This window comes from Paenibacillus macerans (genome assembly GCF_050565405.1).
In the GTDB taxonomy this organism is placed as follows: domain Bacteria; phylum Bacillota; class Bacilli; order Paenibacillales; family Paenibacillaceae; genus Fontibacillus; species Fontibacillus macerans_B.
On the sequence record NZ_JBNYYG010000017.1, the window covers coordinates 48,530 to 67,944 of the forward strand.

Sequence of the window (19,415 nt, forward strand, 5' to 3'; positions counted from 1 at the left end):
GTTATATACTGTTTATATTATATACAGTTAATAATTTTGTTTTGGGAAAGGAGCCTTTCTGATGAACCATGCCATTGAAGTCTCCGGGCTATACAAACGCTTTGGCGAACAAACGGTGCTGAATGGGGTCGATTTTGCAGTGCCCGCGGGAACCGTCTACGCTCTGCTTGGTCCTAACGGCGCCGGAAAAACGACGCTCGTCAATATTCTCTCTACGCTGGTCGCTCCCGATGCGGGAACGGTCCGCGTAGCCGGGTATGATATCGTCTCCCACAAAAACGAGGTCAAGCGCTCCATCAGCCTGATCGGGCAATTTACCGCCGTGGACGAGGTGCTGACCGGAGAGGAGAACCTGTTGATGATGGGGCGTCTCTCCGGCCTCTCCTCCACCGCCACCCGGTTACGGGCCGGCGAACTGCTGGAGCGGTTCGATCTGACCGGCGCAGCCCGCAAGCGGGTCAAAACTTATTCCGGCGGCATGCGCCGACGCCTCGATCTCGCGATCGGCCTCGTCGTCAGCCGTCCGGTGCTGTTTTTGGATGAGCCGACGACCGGCCTCGATACTTTGAGCCGCCGCGTGTTATGGGACGGCATCACGGAACTGGCGCGGCAAGGCCATACGATATTTTTGACGACGCAATATTTGGAGGAAGCGGATCAATTGGCCGACACGGTCGCGGTCATCAAAGATGGGCGCATCGTGGCCTCCGGCACCGCGGAGCAGCTGAAATCCCGGGTCCGCAGCGATATGGTCGAGCTCCGGGACGCCGACGACCAGCTGGTGTCCCGCACGCCTACGGACGGCACGATCCGCGATCTGGTCGGCATTTTGGGCGAGCTGCATCCGCAGGTATCGGCGGATTCTCGCGTCAGCATTCAGCGCCCGACGATGGACGATGTCTTTATCGCCCTTACCTCGGACGTTAAGGAGGTGACGGCCTGATGCAAGCTCCGGTTTCCGCAGGGCAACCGTCGGTTTGGACGACGAACCGGGTATTCATCAGCCGAGGCATTCGCCACAGCCTAAGGGACGTGGACGCATTGGTTATGGCGATCGTGCTGCCGGTCATGTTGATGCTGCTGTTCACGTACGTATTCGGCGGCGCCCTCGATCCTTCCGGCGACTACGTCAATTACGTCGTTCCCGGCATCATCCTGCTGTGCGCCGGTTTTGGCGCCTCGGGGACGGCCGTAAAAGTAGCCGAGGACATCACGAACGGCGTCATTGAGCGTTTCCGGACCATGCCGATCCAGAGCCTCGGCGTCATTACCGGCCATGTCGTCGCCAGCCTGGTCCGTAACCTCGTGGCTACCGTGATCGTCATCGGCGTGGCGCTGCTCGTCGGTTTCCGGCCCGCCGCCGGATTCGGCGAATGGCTCGGTGCCGCGGGCATCATCGTCCTGTTCATTCTGGCCATCACCTGGTTATTCGCCGCGATCGGTTTGGTCGCCGGGAGCGCCTCCGCCGCGGGCGGTTACGGGTTCGTCTTGTTGTTCCTGCCCTATCTGTCCAGCGCCTTCGTGGCCACGGAGACGATGCCGGGTTGGCTGCAAGGGTTCGCCGACCACCAGCCGATCACGCCGGCCATCGAAACGATCCGCGGCCTCTTGACCGGCGCCCCGATCGGCGACAGCGCCTGGTGGGCGGCCGGCTGGTGCCTCCTCATCACCGGAGCAGCCTTCGTTTGGTGCCGCACTGCCTTTCATCGCCGGTCGGGCAAACGATAATCCGGCGGACGAAAACGCAAAAAAACAGGGAGTCGAATCGCTTCGATCTTCCCTGTTTTTTCGCATACAATCGTTTGTTACGATCGCCCTACGGCGCCCGACAAATAGTGCTCCACGCCGTCGAGTATCCGCTCAAGCCCGAATTCGATATCGTTACCTACGTCATTGTCGGCTTCATCTTCGCCGGTGTATTCCCCCGACATCACCAGCGGGTGCAAATACGGGAAACGCTCCGCCGTTACGAGCTCCATCAACGCCGCACTGTAGTTTAAGCCGCTGAATTCGCCAGGGCTGGTGCCCGAACTTAGCGCCCGGTCCATATCCCGCTGCAAAATGCCGCATGCCCGGGCATAGCTGCTTAACAGCAGGATGATCGACATTTTCGCGTAACCGCTGATCTTGAAATGCCGCATGCCCCGCAAGGCCCAATCGACGAAGCGCAGGCTGTTGGGCGTAATCGGCGCGCCGTAAATCGGCATATCGCCAAACCACGGATGGTCCTTGTATACGTCGATCGTGCTCCAAACGAAAGTGCGCATCATGCCCCGCCAGTCGTCCGGATCCTGCTCCTCGGGGAGAGAGATGTCGCAGATCTCTTCCTGCATCAGCAGCAGCAAATCATCCTTGCTCGGAATATATCGGTACAGCGACATGGCCGTATAACCCAGCGAGCCGGCGACACGATTCATCGATACAGCGGCAAGCCCGTCCCGATCCGCGATCTCGACCGCGGCGGCCACGATTTCCGGGATGCTCAGTTCCCGCTTCGGTCCCCGCTTGGGCTCCGGAACCAGTCCCCAGGTCAAAGCCACGCCATGGGGCAGGCCTTTCGTAAACCGCCGTTCGTCCGCATTGTTCCCGCTATTGCTCATATGCCATGTCTCCTGTTCATTTCCGCCTATCTGCACCTCAATGCAATAGAACAAACTGTTTACTATATAAACAATATAACATGATTTATTGGTTTTTTTCCAACGCCAGTTGAAAAATACGTTTCGCGATCAGCGCAACTCTTCTTCGAGGAAGCCAGCGCGGAAGCTGGGCCGCCCAATAATTGCCGCGTCCGGCGAGGATATAGCTGCGGCTACCGGTCGATCCCCGTAAGCTGCTCGCTAACGCTCCACAATTTTTTCCGTACGGCCCTGTCATAGGATTTTCGGGATGACTTTACGATCCGATAATGTTCGTCAAAATATTCTCCCGTTGTCCGAACTAAAGACGGGTCGGCCGCAAGATAAGCATACGTTTTGGCCATGTCCTCGGGGTTCAAGGCAAAATGCCGTTTGATCCGGTAGGCCAGCTTCATCCCCGCAGGCACTTGCTGATGTCTGCCTTCGTCGATCTTTACGCTTGGAACCCGAATGCAGTTCGCGGTTACCCCGCAGTCCTTATGCCGCTCCGCCAATTCATAAGTGAACATGAGCTGGGCCAATTTGGATTGGTAATAAGCACGGGTGACGGAGAAAGATTTCTCCCCCTTCAAATTTTCGAAGTCAATCGTCAATCTGGGAAAAACGATTAATCCTTTGGAAGCGATGGTGATCACCCGGCTCGGAGCGCTCTCCTTCAATAGATCGATAAGCAGATGAGTCAGCAGGAACGGACCGAGATGGTTCGTGGCGAAAATCGTCTCCAGCCCTTCCTCGGTCATCATCGGCCGCTTTAGCGTTTGGTCGAAATTGGCCGCATTGTGAATCAGCACGTCCAGTCGTTCATACCGCGCCTGAACTTCTTCCGCCAATTGACGTACGCTTTTCATCGAGGACAAATCCGCTTGAATCAGCTCCACATGGTGATTTCCCGTTTCACGTTTGATTTCCTGAACCGCCTTCGCCCCACTGGCTGGGTTCCGGCAGACGACAATTACCCGGGAGCCAAGGCCCGCCAGCCGCTTGGCCGCACGTTTGCCGATCCCGGCATTGGCTCCAGTAATCAGGCATACTTTTCCGTTTAGATCCCAAGACTCTTGATTGAGTTGACTCATGCTCTCACCTACTCGTGAAATTATGAAACATTTCTGTTAAATCGTTTCATTTACGACTATTATAAAAAAGTTTTGAAACAAAATCAACGGTTCGTTATAATATCTATGGAGGTGATGACCGTGAACGGTTTTGAACGAAGAGCGGTGCTCAAGAAGCAACAAATTATCCGTACTTCTATGGAACAATTGAAGACCGTCCCCCCCGCGAAGCTTTCCGTTCGTGAAGTTGCCGATAAAGCCAACGTGTCCGTCGTCACTTTGTATAATTATTTTCAGAGCAAAGAAGGGTTAATTCGCGAAGTCGTGCGCACAATCCTGACGGAACAGCTTGAGCAGGCGGAGCGAATCATGCAGTCCAAGGAGCTTTTTGGCGAAAAGGTTCGGCGGCTTATTTTTTCTAAAAACGCCATGATTGAGCAATTCCACCCCGAACTTCTACAGGCGATCCGACAGGATGAGTTCCTTGCGGAATTTTCAGGAAAAACGAACAAGCTGATTGAAGACTTTATCACGGAAGGAAAATCAACTGGAGAGCTTTCGGAGGAAATTCCGGGGGGCTTTATTCGCAGGCTATTGGAGCTTTACAGAAAGGATCTCTCGTCGGCGGATAGCCTGCTCCTCGGCGGCGATAGCTTAGATGGCCAGGAGTGGATAATAAATGCCCTCCTGTACGGGATCGCCAGGAAGGCATAAAGGTATCATAACTTGGCTACTTGATTTTCCAGGGGAAAACGGAAACGGCCCGCTCCAGCCACCGTGACTTCCACGGGATAAAACCGTGCCGGTTTCCGGTTGGAGAAAAACCATTCCCGTCCGTCCCGGACCACGATTAAAAGTCCACACTCATCCCCGACCGGGGTTAGCCCATCGCTATCCTCTTTCCAGTTGGGCAGGCCTGCCGCATTCAATCGGCGGACGAAAGGAATGACTTCCGAGGTCACGATGCCCACTTCGCTTACGCCCATGATGTCCTGAACGGTGAAGTCATGGCCGGTGACGCCGGGCAGGTTATGCCGGGCGATGAACTCCACGATATTGCCGGACGGATCCTCGAAATAAATGGCATGGGCGTTCCATGTTGTAAAGTAGACCTCGTCTTCTCCTTGCTGGCGAATCAAGGGAACCCTTGAGGATGCCCACCGCTTCGCTTCCGCAAATTGGTTTTCCGGCACGTTCAGGGCAACATGGTAAAACGGCCGCTCCCCGTCAGCAGCCGCCCGAAACGTTAACAGCGTGGCGCCGGCTTGGATCGTGAAATGTTCCAGCCCTTGCTCCACCAGGGCAAAGCCCAGGGTTTCGGTGTAAAAAGCTTTCGTCTCCTGCAGCCTCCCCGACCCTAAAGTGACGCGCGAGAATTTCATGCTTCCCTCTCCCTATGTCCGACGATGATCATCAAATCTGCCGGATTAAGCCAAACCTTCGAGGTATTCGCGGATTTGCCCCGGCGTTTTGGCGAATTTGCTGTGCAGATGGGCGATCTTCTCCCCGTTCTTGTAGACGAGCAGGCTCGGAATGCCACGCACCTCGTTGGCTTCGGCCAGCGGCTGGAATTCTTCGGCGTCCATCGCGAAGAAATCTTTGTCCGTATGCTCGGCGATGATATCCCCGATGAACCGGTCCAGATTTTTGCAGTCCGGGCACCAGGTCGTATCGAATTTGATGACCGTATATTGATCCCGTTGAATCAGATTCTCGAATTGCGTTTCCGATTGTACTCTATCCATACGAATCCACTCCTTATATTGCAGAATCTATAGTTCAAATTTGAATATTTCCTTATTAAGATTATAGCTCATCCGCGCGAAGAAGCCATAGTCTTCATGAAGGTTTCATCTTTCCAGATCCATGGTACAATCTTTGGTAAAAATAACGCGAAAGGAATGGGCGTTATGCTCCTCGCGATTCTCTTGGTTCTGGTTGCCGGCTTGGCCGAAATCGGCGGCGGATACCTGATATGGCTGTGGCTGCGGGAATCCCGCCCGTTATGCATGAAAACCGTCATTTGCCGCAACCTAGCTTAAAGCGATGATAAAGCAAGGACGGAAATTGAACGGACATGGAAAGGTAAACACGATAATGAACTTGTCATCGATATCCATAGCGATTGCGCCCCTAAATTTAAGAAGCTGTTTAATCCATCGGCAGGGGCAGTTGATCTTCGAGCATTACAGAAACCCGCAAACCTCAGAAGAAATCGCCAAAATCAACTCCTGCACGAAAAGCTTTCTCTCCGCGCTGCTCTGCATCGCGTTCGGGCAGGGCATCTTACCGCCTCCCGACACGAACCTGCGCGAATTTTTCCCGGAGCTTGAAACGGATCCCGATCCCCGGAAACGGGAGATTACCCTGCTGCATTTGTTAACGATGTCGGGCGGATGGAATTGGACGGAATTTGGCGGACACAATTCGTTCCCGCGAATGACCCGATCCCCGGATTGGGTCCGATTTGCGCTGGAGCAGCCGATGGCCGATCGCCCCGGCGACCGGATGGAATACAACTCCGGCGGCTCGCAGCTGCTGTCGGCGATTTTGGTCCAAGCCTCCGGCATGCCGACCGCCCGTTTTGCCGAGGAGTACCTGTTCGGCCCGCTGGGGATCGAGGCTTACCGTTGGGAACAAGATCCGCAGGGAATCCACACCGGCGGATTCGGATTGTGGCTCCGCCCCGCCGATATGATGAATTTCGGCCGGCTCTATCTGCAGCAAGGCGTGTGGAACGGCAAACAGCTGATCGGCAAGGATATCTTGACGTGTTCCGTGCAGCCGGCAATCGACGTCGAGGCACCCCGCCGGGGCTGTTATGCCTGGCACTGGTGGACGGATGTCTTTGGCGATGGCGAGGATCCGGCCTTCGATTTCTTTTACGCCCGCGGCTACGGAGGGCAATTCATATACGTCATTCCAGGCCTGGAAACGGTCGTCGTACTGACCGACGATAAGCGCAAGAAAGACCGCCCTCCGGCCGAAGTGTTCCGCCAATATATCGCACCTTATATATAGGCGAAAAAGCCGCTTCCCCTAAAGGAAACGGCACGTTTCACCACCCCATTGCCGAAGCGCGGGTATGATCAAGAGATCGGAATCGTCCCGCCATCGATGACGTATTCGCTGCCGGTGATCGAACCGGCCCGATCGGAGACGAGGAAGGCGACGAGCTCGGCGACTTCCTCCGGCAGTCCCGGCCGGCCCAGCGGGATGCCGCCCAGCGACTGCATCAATTGCTGCAATGCGCTTTCCCTGCTGCCCGTTTCCGTGGCGATCCGGTCGATCAAGGCGTCGGCCGCCTCCGTTTGGATAAACCCGGGAGCTACCGTGTTCACGCGGATGCCCCGCGGCGCGAATTCTTTGGACAGGCCTTTGCTATAGTTGGTTAACGCCGCCTTCGCTGCAGCGTACGCCAATGTCGTTTCGTATAGCGGCAGTTTTCTTTGAATCGAGGAAATATGCACGATCGCGCCTTTTCCCTTCTCCAGCATGGACGGCAGCAGCCCACGATCCAAGCGGACCGCGCCGAGCAGGTTCCAGTTCAAAGCGAACAGCCAATCCTCGTCGCTTAATGCCAAGGCTCCGCCGGGGGGCGTGTTCGATCCGCCCAGGCAGTGGACGATCATGTCCGCACCGCCCAACCGCTGCATTGCGGCGCGGATAACCAGGTCCGCCCCCTCGGGAGTCGTCAAGTCCGCGGCCACAAACAGCTCGGGATCGCCCAGCGCGTCCGGCATTGATCTAGCCGTCGTCATCACCGTAGCCCCGGCCGCGGCAAGTCTCGCCGCGATCGCTTGTCCCATCCCTTTGGTCCCCCCGGTGACCAGCGCTTTTTTGCCGGCGAATTCGGTTTTCATATTGTCTAAAAATGCGTTCATCTTTGGTTCCTCCTTATCGGTGTTCCGTGATTTCCAGTCTGGAGATACCTCCGTTGCTGGGCTCAGCATTCATTTTACATTTGACCCGGTTATAATGTCTAATTTATAGTATTCATGTTAATCATAAATATAATTCATGTGCAAAGAAGGTGCCGCTTTGGAACTGACGCAATTGGAGTACTTTCTGACCGTTGCCCGGCTGCAACACATGACGCAAGCCTCCAAGGCGCTTAATTTGACCCAGCCGGCTTTAAGTCATGCCATAGCCAAACTCGAAAACGAACTGGGCGTTCCCTTGTTCGAACGCGGCGGACGCAGCCTGGAGCTGAACCGATACGGAGAAATGTTCGTGAAATGGGTCGAACAGGCGATGCAAAACCTCGGTAACGGCATGCGGGAGCTGGAGGAATGGACGAATCCGGATACGGGGGTCGTTGCCATGTCCTATCTGAATATTTTGGGCGTGGATTTGGTGCCTACGCTCGTCAGGAACTACCGGCAAAGCCACCCGCAGGTCCGGTTTGAACTGACGCAGGGGAATCTCGGGGATATCGACGAGCATTTGAACAAAGGCCTCTCGGATCTCATGATTACGTCCAGGGAATCCTTTATGGAGCTGCACGAATGGGTCGTGATCCAAACGATGCCGCTCTATATCGTCGTATCGGCGCAGCACCGCTTCGCGGATCGTGCGTCGTTAAGCCTGACAGAGCTGTCCGGGGAGCCGTTCGTCGGACTGAAAAACAACTGCGGCCTCAAAGCGACCATTCTCTCCCGGTTCCAGCACACCGGCTTTATGCTGACATCCACCTATGATGCCGAGGATTTGATCACCGTGGCCGGTTTTATCAAGGCCGGCCTGGGGGTCTCCGTGCTGCCGAAGACGATGGGACTGACGCTCGACGGGCTGGTTTGGATCCCGATCGAAGAAGAAGGCTGGCAGTGGGAGCTTGGCCTGAAATGGCGAAAAGACCGCTACGTGTCGCCGGCGGCCAGACGGTTCATCGAATATGTGGAGGGATTAAGCTCCGGGACATAAATGGCCATCGGCAGCATCCTTATTCAGGGCTGCCCGGAAAATTCCCTAAAGGCCGCGCGATGCCGGCCCAGGCAGGAGGCACCGCTTCGACGGGAGAAACGTACACCGACTTCAGATGCCGGGCGAGATGCTTGACCTGCCCTTCGACCAGGACCTCCCGGATGTCCGAGGCGCGCGTCGGTACGCTGCTCTTCGTCGGCATGCCGAATAAGGACATAGGCACGAACATGTCCGGGCTCTTCTTATAAGAGCACCTCGCCGGGAAACGGGGGGAGCTGCCCGAATCGTATTTGGACAATTTCACGTCCGCAGCGTGTTCGGCAAGCAGGGATGCCGCATCGAACTCCAACACAGCAAAGCTTTCTTCAGGCTCCCTCCGCGTGTACGTCTCCAGCATTTTCCGGCAGTCATTCAGGGTGGGCCAAAAAAACACGTGCCGGTCCAGGTAATTGCGAAATTCATCCAGCGTCGAGGATTCGTCGATCATCGATGCCGGGATGCGCAAATTCGCATTGACGGTTCGGTCCAGTCCACCCCATCGCGTGGTAACCGGATTTACCCGCCGGATGCCCGCCGCCTGCGGATGGATTCGGTAGCTGGACAGCAATGCGTCGTCATGCGCCATCGCCGGCAGATTGCCCGTTCTCGTGAAGTGATACAGCGACTTTCTCCCTTTAGCTTTAGTTATCGCTGCGATAATATCCTCGTACATGAAATCGCTCCTCTTGATCATCACTATTCCACAAACGGTACCGATCGATGCTTTCCTCCGACGTTAGGCCAAGCCTCTTCCTCAGCAGCTTAAAAACCGCAAGGAAATCCTTGCGGTTCTTTGAGCTGGATCTATGCACAAATCGTTCGTTTACCGATATATTCCCCTATTTCATCCCTTCAATGTTCCAGCGCTTCCTGCGTAATCCGCTTGATGTCGATCGGCGAGGTCGTCCCCTCGTTCACCATGTCCGTCAATATTTCGCGGAGGAAATAATCGACGCATTCGAGCTTGATGTTTTTGATTTTCACCAAAGCGTCGCGGTACATTTTGACGAATTCTTTTTCCGTGTTGCCCCGCTGCAACTCCGCAAATGCCTCATAAACCTGGTCCAGCTTGTCCGCAACCTCCAGGATCAGTCCCTCGACGGAATCGTCTTTCCCTTCGCGCAGTTGGTTGCGAAAAATGGCTTTAAACTCCTCGGGGATATGCTCATCAATGAAATTATGGACCATGCCCTCTTCGACTTGCTGGATCAGGTTCCGCAGCTCGATCGAAGCATGCTTGACCGGCGTTTTGATGTCGCCGATGAAAATTTCGCCGTAATCATGGCTGCTCGTAATCTCGTACAGCTTCTTCCAATCGATGATCGCGCCATGCTGCTCTTCGATATCGGCCAATGTTTTGGCGTACTGCACAACCTTCCAGGAGTGCGCCGCCACGCTATGTTCTTCAAACTTGAACCTTCCGGGACAGCGGTAGATGCGTTCCAGCTCGTTTAATGACCGAAAGTACGTATGAATGCCCATCGGATCAGCCATCTTTCTATATGGAGTTTATACTCCGAGTATAGACGGCGATTGTTAACGAAACGTCAAATCCAGCGTTTTCCACCTACTCGTTCAAATACGTCGACACCCGGCTTTGAATCAGCCGACTCACTTCCTCTTCCGTTTTTTGCCCGTTCATGTACGAATCGAACTCTTCCTCGAGCATGGTCACGATCTTGATATCGCTGGAACGGGAGGTACCTGCTTGTTCCAGCATCGATTTCAGCATTTGCGAATGCTTCGCAAAGGCCTCCGGGTCCGGGACATCCCCGGCAAGGTCGCCGCGCTCCAGACTTGCCCGGACTTCCTCGAGCTTGTTCTCGACCGCTTGCTTATGCATCGGATAGGCCTCCAGTTCCGGAGAGGATTGCATCTCTTCCGATAACAGGAACTTCAGAAATTCCCAAGCTTCGTCCTGTACCTTCGACTTGCTGTTCAATCCGAACGTATTGAAGGGGGAGACGGAAATCCCTCCGGCATGCCCGTCTACCGTAGGTTTACGATAGAACGCTGCCTGGGGCTGCGCCATTTCCATGACCGCGGATCGGGGGGTAGCCAGCGCATAGGAAGTAAACAGCGTTTTGCTGAATTCCTGCGTAGGAGTGGCGCTTAACACGCCTTCGTCATACATGGATTTGATTTGGCGCATCAAGCTTCGGAATAAATCGGAGTCGAAATTCGCCTGCTTCCCCTGGACAAACGCCTCATAATTGGCATCCACGGATTCGTAAAGCAACTGAAACGGCCAAACGTTGGCGAACGCGGTATAGTCGCTGCCGACCTGCTCCTGAAGCTTCTTGGAAATATCCTTGAACTCATCCCAGGTCCAGGTCGAATCGTTGATCGAAAGATTCGCCTGCTTCAACAAGCCGGAGTTCGCGGAGATGATCCCCTCCAGATAGAACCCGATCGGGAGTGCATACAAGCCGTCCCCATGCTGCATCGATTCCAAAATTCCGTTATAATACAAACTCGGATCGAAGGCGGCATCCTTCTCCATCCGGGCTTTCAAATCGGCCAGTACGTTCTTGGCCACGAACTGATCCAAAGGCAAGGCACTTAGCGAGATAATATCCGTGCCTTCCCCGGCGATCGCCTGCGTCGTGAGGGTTTGCACGTATTTTTCGATATCCGTCTGGGAAGGCGCGATCATGGCCTGGCCTTCGGCCGGTCTCGGCAGCGACAGGTACTCCTTGATCTCGATATCGATATCGGGATGTTTATCCTCGAACTTTTGCGCGGCTGCGTCCAAAAACCGGCTGCCGCTCAAGACGGCGACCACGACGATCTTCCGCCCGCCGTTCTCGCCGCTCTCCCCGGTTCCCCCGCCGCCTCCGGAACAAGCCGTTAATGTGATCAACATGGTGAACAGCAGCAACCTCAAACCTGTCTTCTTCAATCCGGATCATCCTCTCTTAAATGCTTACCCGCTCCAGGCGACCCGATCGCCTTGCTGAAGCGGATCGCTGGATTCGGCAATGATTTCGTCCTCCGGCGATAACCCCCGCAGGATGACGATTTCGTCCTTGGCCTCTTCTCCCGTTACTACGTAAGCCTTTTGCGCTGTATAAGTGTTGCCAAGCGCGCTTCGTTCTTCACGTATCACAAACACATAGGTACCTTCCGCATCCTGCCGGAGCCATTTCTTGTCGATGACCAAACCTTGCTCCGGAGCCGGTTTCTCGATATCCACCGAGACCTTTTCCCCGCCTTCAAGATCGGGTGCCGATACGGCCACCGTAACGGTCCACCGTTGGGCGTCCAGCTCCATCCCCCCGGATCCTGAATTTTGATCCGGGCCGCTTCCCCCGCCGGATGCGGCCCGGATCTCCGCGACCTTGCCGATCAGCTTACCCGACGATCGGCCTTGCTCGGCAACGGGGATTTCTTCGTTCAAATCGAGCCGTTCCGCCGAACCCTGCGGCAACTCGAAAGAGAACTCGAATCCCTCTTCGCTTTTGACCAGCGTCAGCAGCTTTTGGCCAGCCGGAACGCTCATGCCCTCCTCGGCTTCAAGCTCTCGGACCTGCCCGTCATAGGGCGCGGTTAGTGCGCGCTTCTCCGCAATGCCCCGCCGCAGTTTATCCGCATTTCGCTGCGCCGCCTCCAACTCCAGACGCCCGCTTTGCAAATCGCGGTTCGCCTTGCGGATCGCCTCGGCGTCCCCGTCATGCTGCGCGGCGATATATTGATCCTGCAGAAGCTCTATGTCTAAGCGGAGACGGCGCACGCTAATTTCCGCATCCTGCAGCTGCGACTCCCCGTCCGAACTGTCGAACGTTACCAGAACCTGACCTTTCTTCACGCGTTCTTTCTCTTTCACGTGAACCTTGCCGATTTTCCATCCGGTATCGCTGGACAACTCGGTTTGGCGCCGGGGAACGAGAACACCGCTCCCTTTGATCGGATGCGCCAGTTGTTTCGTCCACGGCTTCTCCGTCGCCACCTTCGGCAGCATGGCTGTCTGCATCGTATTGCTGAATAACGTAAGGACGGCGATCGCGAACAAGAACAATGCTACCGCCGTTCGAATCCAGGTTGGCTTGCCCAGAATGCCCCCCCCCTTTCGTTTGAGCCGGAACGCCGCGGCAAGCGAAGCGTTCAATGTTATTCACCCTTCGCAGCCATGTGGCCGGCCTATCCTTTGATCCCCGACAATTCGATCCCCTCGATGAAATACGGCTCGGCGCTCAGGAACAGAAGCACCATCGGCACCATGTATACCACCGAGGCCGCAAAGGAGACGCCGAGCATTTCCTGCTGGATTCTGGACAAGAAGACCGACAATGGCTGCATGTCCGCATCCCGCAGAAAAATAAGCGGCTGCTCTACCATGTTCCAGTAATCGGCAAACAATAGCACGACCAGCGCAGCGATCCCCGGCTTGACCATCGGCAGCACGACGGAAGCAAAGATTCTGGCGTAACCGGCCCCATCGATCTTGGCCGCTTCGATATAAGTCGAAGGGATATGCAGCATATATTGCCTGAGCAGGAACACGCCGAAAGCGCCGAAGATTCCCGGCCATATGACGGAGCCGCGATCACCCAACAGGCCGAGCCGATCGGCCATGAGGTAATTGGGAACCAGCGTGACTTGAAAAGGCAGCAGCATCGTGATCAAATACGTCAAGAATAGCGCTTCCCTTCCGGGAAACCGCAATTTTCCCAGCGCGAAGGAAGCCAAGAGTGCCACGGCGGTTTGACCCGCAACGATCGGCACGACCAGAAAAACCGAGTTCCAGAACAGACGCAAATACATAGGAGTTGCCACCAACACCTTGGCATACTGATCCAAGCTAACCCGGTCCGGGATCCATTTAACATTGACCATGGCGTTCACCTCCGGTTTCCCCAGCATGCCGTAATTCGCCATGATCTCGCGCTCCGTCGTCAGCGAATTGACCAGGGTGAAAACCACCGGCATGATAAACAAGGCAACGAGGAGCAGCAGCACACCCGTACGCAGCACGGACCGTACAAATTCTTTATTCAAGTACGCTCCCCCTTCCTTATCATAAGTTCGCTCTCCGCCCGCCCTCCGTCATTCCATGTAGGAACGGAACCTTCGCTCCGTGCGCAGGAAGAGGACGGCCAGCGCAAATACCCCGGTCGCCGTCAACGCCGCCGCAGCGGACAGTTTCTGGACATCGAGCGACAGGAACATGTTATTCATGTAGTGCTGCGTCATGTAAATGGAATCGTGCGGGTAAGCCCCGGCGATCAGGTACGTTTCCCGAAAGGCCTTGAATGAATTAAGAATCGACATCAGCAAGACCAGAAACGTGGTTGGCGTCAAATACGTCAGCGTGATCACGAACAGCTTGCGCACCGGTCCGGCCCCTTCCAGATCGGCAATTTCATAATAGGACTGCGGGATGTTCTGCAAACCGGCCAGAAACAGCACCACATTGTAGCCGACGTATTTCCACACGTAAATCGAAATCGCGGCAAGCCGCGCGAAGTCCGATTTGAGCCAATCCGTGCGAGGGTAGCCGTGTCCGGCCATAACGGCATTGATCGCCCCGTTCCAATCGAACAGCAGCTGCCAGACGAGCACGATCGAAGCGGCCGGAACGACGAGAGGGAGCACGAATCCGGCGCGAAGCCACTTACGGATGAAGACCCGCCGATTCAGCAGAAGCGCCAGACCTAAAGACGCGCAACTTAACAGGGGAACGCTGATCGCCGTAAACCAAAGCGTATTCGCCGCGGCCTTTTGGAAGGAAGAACTGCCCAGCACTTCGGCGTAATAGCGCAGCGTAAGCCCTCCCCCATCCTCCTGCGCCATGAGGGAGAGCCCGATGCTTTGCAGGAACGGAATCAGATAGAACGCGGCAAAGCCGATCAGACTCGGCGCTAAAAAGCAGCCTGCGGCGAACAACTCCTGCCGGACCGAACGCGATGTCTTCCCTATTTTCTCCACCTCCCTGCGGCAGCCGACGAAACGGCCCCTTCCGATTTGCCCCTCGGTTAACCATTATAAAAACCGGCCATGGCAAAACTTCGGAGGAAGTATGGAAAAAGTATGGAATTGTCCTTCTCCCCCTGGATATTTGCTACAATGAGGGCAGATTACACGGGTGGAGGAATGACCGGCATGAAGTCATACCAAATCGCCGTTGTCGATGATGACCGGCAAATCAGCGCCATTGTGGAGGCTTATCTGCAGAAGGAGGGCTACCGGACGATACCGTTAGCTTCGGCGGAGGAAGCCTGGGATTTATGGAAAAGCGATCCGCCCGACATGTGGATTCTCGATATCATGCTCCCCGGGATGAACGGATTCGAACTGTGCCGCCGTATCCGCCAGGAAGCGGAAGTGCCGATCATCATGATTTCGGCGCGCGACGAGGAAGTGGACAAGATACTCGGCCTGGAGCTCGGCGGCGACGACTACATGACCAAGCCGTTCAGCCCCCGGGAGCTCGTGGCCCGGGTGAATCGGTTATTCCAGCGGTCCAGCTCCATTTGGCAGCGTCAGGAGGCGATGTCCCCCGTATCTTCGCTGCGGCAGGCACAGTTGGAATTCGGCCCGTTGCGGCTCGCCCTGGAGGAACGCCGGGTATTCTGGCGGGAGGCGGAAATCGAAATGACCCTGAAGGAATTTCAATTGCTAGCAACGCTGGTCGAGCAGCCGAATCGGGCTTTTACCCGCAATGAACTGTTATCGCTGGTTTGGGGCGCGGACTACTTCGGCAGCGACCGGGCGATCGACGACCTGGTCAAACGTCTGCGCCGAAAGATGAAAGAGCTGCCGGTCGAAACCGTTTGGGGATATGGTTACCGGCTGCGACTGGAAAGCGAGGGGAAATAACGTGAAGCTGATTTACCGATTAAACCTTTCGTTCGGGCTGTTGCTCCTGTGCGTCATCGCCATGACCGCCGCGGTCATGTACCCACTGTTGCTGAACTCGCTCATCGATAACGAGCGGAAAGAGCTGCGCGACACGGGCAGCCGGCTGATCGCCGTCGCCTCTCGCAGCATGCCGTTGTCGGGCAGCGCGGCTTCCGTCCTAAGTAAGGAAGCCGTCCAGGCTGTCCAGTCAGCCCCCGCGGTACCGGCAGGCGAAGTGGCCCTGGTTGCCTACCGCGATCGCATCGTCTACAGCAGCCTGCCCGACGACAAAGCCACCGAATGGCTGAAGCTTTCGAGGACGCAGGAGTTCGTCAACGGCGTCTGGCGGCAGCCGAGCGGGAACTATGTCGTCGAAACGATGACCGACGCTACCGGAGTTAACGGCCTGGCGGAGCCGGCTGTGTCCGCGATCATGGCCACGCCCATGAACCAAATCGAATCGGTGCAAAGCGCCCTGTTTCTCCGCATGATGATCGTTCTCGCCGGCGGCGGCATCGTCGCGTTTCTGCTCAGCACGTATATCACGAAGCGGCTCGTAACCCCCCTGTCGAAGCTGCGGCAGGAGCTCAAAAAAGTGGAGCATCGGCGTTTTTCCGACGTGCGGCTCGTGGAGGCGGATGGCGAAATCGGCGAGGTTTCCAGGAGCGTTTGCCGACTGGCGGCTGAATTGGATAAATATCAGCTGGCGCAAAGGGAGTTTTTTCAGAACGCCTCGCATGAGCTCAAGACGCCGCTGATGTCGATCCAAGGATATGCGGAAGGCATCAAGGACGGCGTTTTCGAGGGAGAGAAAGCGGAGAAAGGACTGGGCGTCATCATCAGCGAATGCGCCCGGTTGAAGAAAATCGTCACGGAGCTGATATTGCTGGCGAAGCTGGAGAGCGAAGACGGCATTTTTCATGCGGATCGGGTTTCCGTCCGGGAGTTGGTCGACGAAACCGTGATGCGAATCAATCCGCTGCTGGTGCAAAACGGACTGGAACTCCGATTGTCGGACGAGGATCGAGCGCTTGACCGTACGATCTTCGCCGATCGGGAGAAATTGCTGCAGGCGCTGATCAATGTTGCCGGGAACGCCACCCGTTATGCCAAACGGCAAATCGATATTGGCGCCTCGGTCCGCGGCGATGCCTTGTTGATCGAAATCGCCGACGACGGCGACGGCATTGCCGAGCCTTTGCTGCCTCGCCTATTCCAGCGCTTCGCCAAGGGCAAGAACGGTGAAACGGGGCTCGGCCTAGCGATCTCCCGGGCGATCGTGGAACGCTGCCGGGGACGAATTACGGCAGGCAACCGGCCGGAAGGCGGGGCCCGGTTTACGCTATCCTTTCCGATCAAAGAGGAGACTTCGGCCGCCGGCTAAAGTCTCCTCTTTGATTAAATCAACGCTCTTAAAAATCGCCCCGTATGCGACTCCTCTACGGAGGCCACGGTTTCCGGGGTTCCCATCGCCACGACCTGCCCGCCTTCGTCGCCGCCTTCCGGGCCGATATCGACGACCCAATCGCATTCGCGAATGACGTCAAGGTTATGCTCCACCACGATCACCGTGTTCCCGGCATCGACCAGCTTGTTCAACAGCACCAGCAGCTGCCGGGTATCGCGCGGATGGAGACCGGTCGACGGTTCGTCCAGTAAATACAGCGTATGGCGTTTCCCCTTCCCGCCGAGCTCCTTGGCCAGCCGGATCCGCTGGCTTTCGCCGCCGGACAAGGTCGGAAGCGACTGGCCCCAATGCAGGTACCCCAGCCCCACCTCGTGCAGCAGGGCGATCTGCCCAGCCATCTTGCTCTGCACCTCCAACAGCGGCAAGCTCTCCTGGACGGTCAGGTCCAAGAGATCGGAAATCGTCAGGTCTTTGTAGGTAACCCGAAGCACTTCCGGTTTAAAACGTTTGCCGTGGCAAACCGGGCAGCGAACCTCCAGGCCGGGAAGGAAAAACATGTCCATCGGCACGACGCCAAGACCCTGGCAGTGCTCGCAGCGGCCCCCCGGCGTGTTGAAGGAAAAATGCTTGGAGGTCAGCCCCGCCGCCTTCGCCTCCGGCAAACCGGCGTACAGGTTCCTCATCCCGGTAAACACGTCGGTATACGTAGCGACGTTGGACCGGCTCATGCGTCCGATCGGCGATTGGTCGACCGTTACGATATTATCGACCGCCGCGAAGCCGGTGATGCTGCCGCAGCCGCTGCGCTTCTGGTCGTCCCGGCCGCCGGCGGCGACCAGATCGAACAGCAGGGTCGATTTGCCCGAACCGGAAACACCGGTCACCGCAACCAGGCAGCCGAGCGGCAAGGTGACGTCGATGTGCTTCAAATTGCGTTCATACGCATCATGGACGCGGATGGCCTGTCCGTTGCCCGGACGTCTAGACCGCGGCTCATTCACGAGGGCGGCTTCCCGCAAGAAGGTTCCCGTCGCCGACTCCCCGCTTTCCATCAGCTCCTGCAGCGTTCCTTCGCCAACGACGCGGCCGCCGAAGCTTCCGGCGCCAGGGCCCATATCGATCACATGATCGGCCGCCCGCATCATTTCCACGTCGTGCTCGATCACCAGCACCGTATTGCCCAAATCGCGCAGCTGCTTGAGCACGTCGATCAAACCCGCGGTGTCGCGCGGATGCAGCCCGGCGGTCGGCTCATCGAGGATATACAGAACGCCGGTCAAACCGGAGCCGAGAATCGAAGCAAGGCGCAGCCGCTGCGCTTCGCCGCCGGACAACGTCACCGTCTGGCGGTTGAGCGACAGATACCCGAGACCGACGTCGACGATCCGCTTCAGGCGTACCGTCATGTCGTGCAGCAGCGTCTCGATCTGTTCCTTCTCGTCCGGCCGCAATGCATCCATAAGTTGCAGCAGCAAGCCGTGGGCATCCTGCAGCGAGATCTCGGATAATTCGGTGATCGATCGTCCGCCGACCGTAACCCGGCGCAGTTCCTCCTTTAACCTGGCGCCGTGGCAGCGCTCGCATGTCTGCTCGTGGAACAGCGCCGCTTCCCCCGATTCCCCGCCTTTTTCCTTGTACCTGCGCCAGATGCCCGTTACCACGCCTTCAAATTTCCCGGCACTGACCGATTTGGGCGGTTTGGCATCCGGGAAATGGCGGGTAAACCGTTCGCTTTCCACCCCGTAATACAGCAAATCGCGCTCCGCCTCGCCGTAATCCTTCAGTTTGCGGTCTGGATCGAAGCCGATGCCGTAATAGGCGGCCGCTGCGGTCAAGGTATTCGTTTGATACTGGGTGTACATGTCGTACCAGATGGTGACCCCGCCGCCAAGCAAACTCCGTTCCTGGTCAAAGACGGCGTCCATATCCAGGTTGACCGTAAAGCCCAGTCCGCCGCAGCCATCACAAGCCCCTTCCGGGGTGTTGTAAGAAAAATGCCGCCGCGTCCAACGCGTCATCTCCCCGCGGCACTCCGGACAACGAATCTTGGCATAAGGCCCTTCCGGTTCCCCTGCCGCTTCATCCGCGAGGGAATCCTCCTCCTCCGCGCTTACCGGCCCCGGGACAAAGCGAAACCCGCAGTGCGGGCAAGGCCGCTCTCCCAGCTTCTCATAAATGACCCGCAAATACGTATGGATATCCGTCACAGTGCCCACCGTCGATCTCGGATTGCGGTTCGTGACGTGCTGCCCTACGCTGATCGAGGGGGAAAGGCCGACGATCGCGTCGACCTTCGGTTTTTGCAGCGCCTCCGCCGTCATTCCCATCGATTCCATGTACTGCCGTTGGCATTCCCGCTGCAGCGTGTCCATCGCCAGCGTCGATTTGCCGGAACCCGAAGGTCCCGTCAGGACGACCAGCTTGTATTTGGGAATGCGAAGCGTAATATTGTTCAAATTGTTTTCCCGGGCGCCCCGGATTTCGATCATCTCGTTCAATGGGTACCTCCATCCT

Annotated in this window: 19 protein-coding genes and 1 pseudogene; 8 read left to right on the plus strand and 12 right to left on the minus strand. The window is 56.6% G+C overall.

The features are described 5' to 3' along the window. The first annotated feature begins 58 nt into the window (after positions 1-58). Complete coding sequence (locus ACQ4N8_RS12655) at positions 59-943, plus strand: ATP-binding cassette domain-containing protein (protein ID WP_430704777.1); 885 nt, start codon at positions 59-61, stop codon at positions 941-943. Then, on the plus strand, positions 943-1,728 hold the full coding sequence (locus ACQ4N8_RS12660; protein ID WP_430704724.1) for an ABC transporter permease: 786 nt from the start codon (positions 943-945) through the stop codon (positions 1,726-1,728). Before ACQ4N8_RS12655 ends, ACQ4N8_RS12660 begins: the two co-directional genes overlap by 1 nt. A 77-nt stretch (positions 1,729-1,805) precedes the next feature. Here ACQ4N8_RS12660 and ACQ4N8_RS12665 read toward each other — a convergent pair whose 3' ends face one another. Then, a complete protein-coding gene (locus ACQ4N8_RS12665; RefSeq protein ID WP_430704725.1) occupies positions 1,806-2,600 on the minus strand; it encodes a TetR/AcrR family transcriptional regulator in 795 nt (264 codons plus the stop codon). A gap of 212 nt (positions 2,601-2,812) precedes the next feature. Then, complete coding sequence (locus ACQ4N8_RS12670; RefSeq protein ID WP_430704726.1) at positions 2,813-3,712, minus strand: SDR family oxidoreductase; 900 nt, start codon at positions 3,710-3,712, stop codon at positions 2,813-2,815. A gap of 120 nt (positions 3,713-3,832) precedes the next feature. Between ACQ4N8_RS12670 and ACQ4N8_RS12675 the strand changes: the two genes are divergently transcribed. Continuing rightward, positions 3,833-4,405, plus strand: coding sequence for a TetR/AcrR family transcriptional regulator (locus tag ACQ4N8_RS12675; protein WP_430704727.1), 573 nt, complete (start codon positions 3,833-3,835; stop codon positions 4,403-4,405). A gap of 5 nt (positions 4,406-4,410) precedes the next feature. Here the strand turns inward: ACQ4N8_RS12675 and ACQ4N8_RS12680 are convergent, their stop codons facing one another. Further along, entirely contained in the window at positions 4,411-5,073 is a 663-nt protein-coding gene (locus ACQ4N8_RS12680; protein ID WP_430704728.1) for a VOC family protein, read from the minus strand. A 45-nt stretch (positions 5,074-5,118) separates the two neighbouring features. Next, positions 5,119-5,436 (minus strand): thioredoxin family protein, encoded by a 318-nt coding sequence (locus tag ACQ4N8_RS12685; protein ID WP_430704729.1) that lies wholly within the window; start codon positions 5,434-5,436, stop codon positions 5,119-5,121. Positions 5,437-5,601: 165 nt separating this feature from the next. On the opposite strand from ACQ4N8_RS12685, the pseudogene ACQ4N8_RS12690 reads away from it, so the two are divergent. Both ACQ4N8_RS12690 and ACQ4N8_RS12695 read left to right on the plus strand, forming a co-directional pair. After that, positions 5,602-5,697: pseudogene (locus ACQ4N8_RS12690) on the plus strand (YnfA family protein); the annotation flags it as partial. Between the two features lie 166 nt (positions 5,698-5,863). Continuing rightward, the gene (locus ACQ4N8_RS12695) at positions 5,864-6,712 is read left to right on the plus strand and encodes a serine hydrolase domain-containing protein (RefSeq protein WP_430704730.1); all 849 of its coding nucleotides are present in this window, start codon (positions 5,864-5,866) and stop codon (positions 6,710-6,712) included. A 68-nt stretch (positions 6,713-6,780) separates the two neighbouring features. On the opposite strand, the gene ACQ4N8_RS12700 is transcribed toward ACQ4N8_RS12695, so the two are convergent. Beyond that, on the minus strand, positions 6,781-7,575 hold the full coding sequence (locus tag ACQ4N8_RS12700; RefSeq protein WP_430704731.1) for an SDR family oxidoreductase: 795 nt from the start codon (positions 7,573-7,575) through the stop codon (positions 6,781-6,783). Positions 7,576-7,732: 157 nt separating this feature from the next. Between ACQ4N8_RS12700 and ACQ4N8_RS12705 the strand changes: the two genes are divergently transcribed. Further along, the gene (locus ACQ4N8_RS12705; RefSeq protein ID WP_430704732.1) at positions 7,733-8,614 is read left to right on the plus strand and encodes a LysR family transcriptional regulator; all 882 of its coding nucleotides are present in this window, start codon (positions 7,733-7,735) and stop codon (positions 8,612-8,614) included. Between the two features lie 19 nt (positions 8,615-8,633). Here the strand turns inward: ACQ4N8_RS12705 and ACQ4N8_RS12710 are convergent, their stop codons facing one another. From ACQ4N8_RS12710 to ACQ4N8_RS12735, 6 genes are all read right to left on the minus strand, one after another. After that, a complete protein-coding gene (locus tag ACQ4N8_RS12710; RefSeq protein ID WP_430704733.1) occupies positions 8,634-9,326 on the minus strand; it encodes a DUF7002 family protein in 693 nt (230 codons plus the stop codon). 179 nt (positions 9,327-9,505) lie between these two features. Further along, positions 9,506-10,135: a YfbR-like 5'-deoxynucleotidase gene (locus ACQ4N8_RS12715; RefSeq protein ID WP_430704734.1), complete on the minus strand. Its 630-nt coding sequence runs from the start codon at positions 10,133-10,135 to the stop codon at positions 9,506-9,508. Positions 10,136-10,220: 85 nt separating this feature from the next. Next, positions 10,221-11,555, minus strand: coding sequence for an ABC transporter substrate-binding protein (locus tag ACQ4N8_RS12720; protein ID WP_430704735.1), 1,335 nt, complete (start codon positions 11,553-11,555; stop codon positions 10,221-10,223). A gap of 24 nt (positions 11,556-11,579) precedes the next feature. After that, complete coding sequence (locus ACQ4N8_RS12725; RefSeq protein WP_430704736.1) at positions 11,580-12,761, minus strand: efflux RND transporter periplasmic adaptor subunit; 1,182 nt, start codon at positions 12,759-12,761, stop codon at positions 11,580-11,582. A gap of 32 nt (positions 12,762-12,793) precedes the next feature. Then, the gene (locus ACQ4N8_RS12730) at positions 12,794-13,651 is read right to left on the minus strand and encodes a carbohydrate ABC transporter permease (RefSeq protein ID WP_430704737.1); all 858 of its coding nucleotides are present in this window, start codon (positions 13,649-13,651) and stop codon (positions 12,794-12,796) included. Between the two features lie 48 nt (positions 13,652-13,699). Then, positions 13,700-14,581 (minus strand): carbohydrate ABC transporter permease, encoded by an 882-nt coding sequence (locus ACQ4N8_RS12735; RefSeq protein WP_430704738.1) that lies wholly within the window; start codon positions 14,579-14,581, stop codon positions 13,700-13,702. A 174-nt stretch (positions 14,582-14,755) separates the two neighbouring features. Between ACQ4N8_RS12735 and ACQ4N8_RS12740 the strand changes: the two genes are divergently transcribed. Together ACQ4N8_RS12740 and ACQ4N8_RS12745 are read left to right on the plus strand one after the other, a co-directional pair. Then, positions 14,756-15,472 carry a response regulator transcription factor gene (locus ACQ4N8_RS12740; RefSeq protein ID WP_430704739.1) on the plus strand — a complete coding sequence of 239 codons (717 nt, stop codon included), beginning with the start codon at positions 14,756-14,758 and terminating at the stop codon, positions 15,470-15,472. Position 15,473: 1 nt separating this feature from the next. Beyond that, on the plus strand, positions 15,474-16,877 hold the full coding sequence (locus ACQ4N8_RS12745; protein WP_430704740.1) for a sensor histidine kinase: 1,404 nt from the start codon (positions 15,474-15,476) through the stop codon (positions 16,875-16,877). 14 nt (positions 16,878-16,891) lie between these two features. Here ACQ4N8_RS12745 and uvrA read toward each other — a convergent pair whose 3' ends face one another. Further along, entirely contained in the window at positions 16,892-19,399 is a 2,508-nt protein-coding gene (uvrA, locus tag ACQ4N8_RS12750) for an excinuclease ABC subunit UvrA (protein WP_430704741.1), read from the minus strand. Positions 19,400-19,415 lie beyond the last annotated feature (16 nt).

What these genes read in the sequence shown, in the direction of transcription:
- ACQ4N8_RS12660 (WP_430704724.1), top strand. Translation starts at nt 943, where the DNA reads ATGCAAGCTCCGGTTTCCGCAGGGCAACCGTCGGTTTGGACGACGAAC.
- ACQ4N8_RS12665 (WP_430704725.1), bottom strand. Translation starts at nt 2,600, where the DNA reads ATGAGCAATAGCGGGAACAATGCGGACGAACGGCGGTTTACGAAAGGC.
- ACQ4N8_RS12670 (WP_430704726.1), bottom strand. Translation starts at nt 3,712, where the DNA reads ATGAGTCAACTCAATCAAGAGTCTTGGGATCTAAACGGAAAAGTATGC.
- ACQ4N8_RS12680 (WP_430704728.1), bottom strand. Translation starts at nt 5,073, where the DNA reads ATGAAATTCTCGCGCGTCACTTTAGGGTCGGGGAGGCTGCAGGAGACG.
- ACQ4N8_RS12685 (WP_430704729.1), bottom strand. Translation starts at nt 5,436, where the DNA reads ATGGATAGAGTACAATCGGAAACGCAATTCGAGAATCTGATTCAACGG.
- ACQ4N8_RS12700 (WP_430704731.1), bottom strand. Translation starts at nt 7,575, where the DNA reads ATGAACGCATTTTTAGACAATATGAAAACCGAATTCGCCGGCAAAAAA.
- ACQ4N8_RS12710 (WP_430704733.1), bottom strand. Translation starts at nt 9,326, where the DNA reads ATGTACGAGGATATTATCGCAGCGATAACTAAAGCTAAAGGGAGAAAG.
- ACQ4N8_RS12715 (WP_430704734.1), bottom strand. Translation starts at nt 10,135, where the DNA reads ATGGGCATTCATACGTACTTTCGGTCATTAAACGAGCTGGAACGCATC.
- ACQ4N8_RS12740 (WP_430704739.1), top strand. Translation starts at nt 14,756, where the DNA reads ATGAAGTCATACCAAATCGCCGTTGTCGATGATGACCGGCAAATCAGC.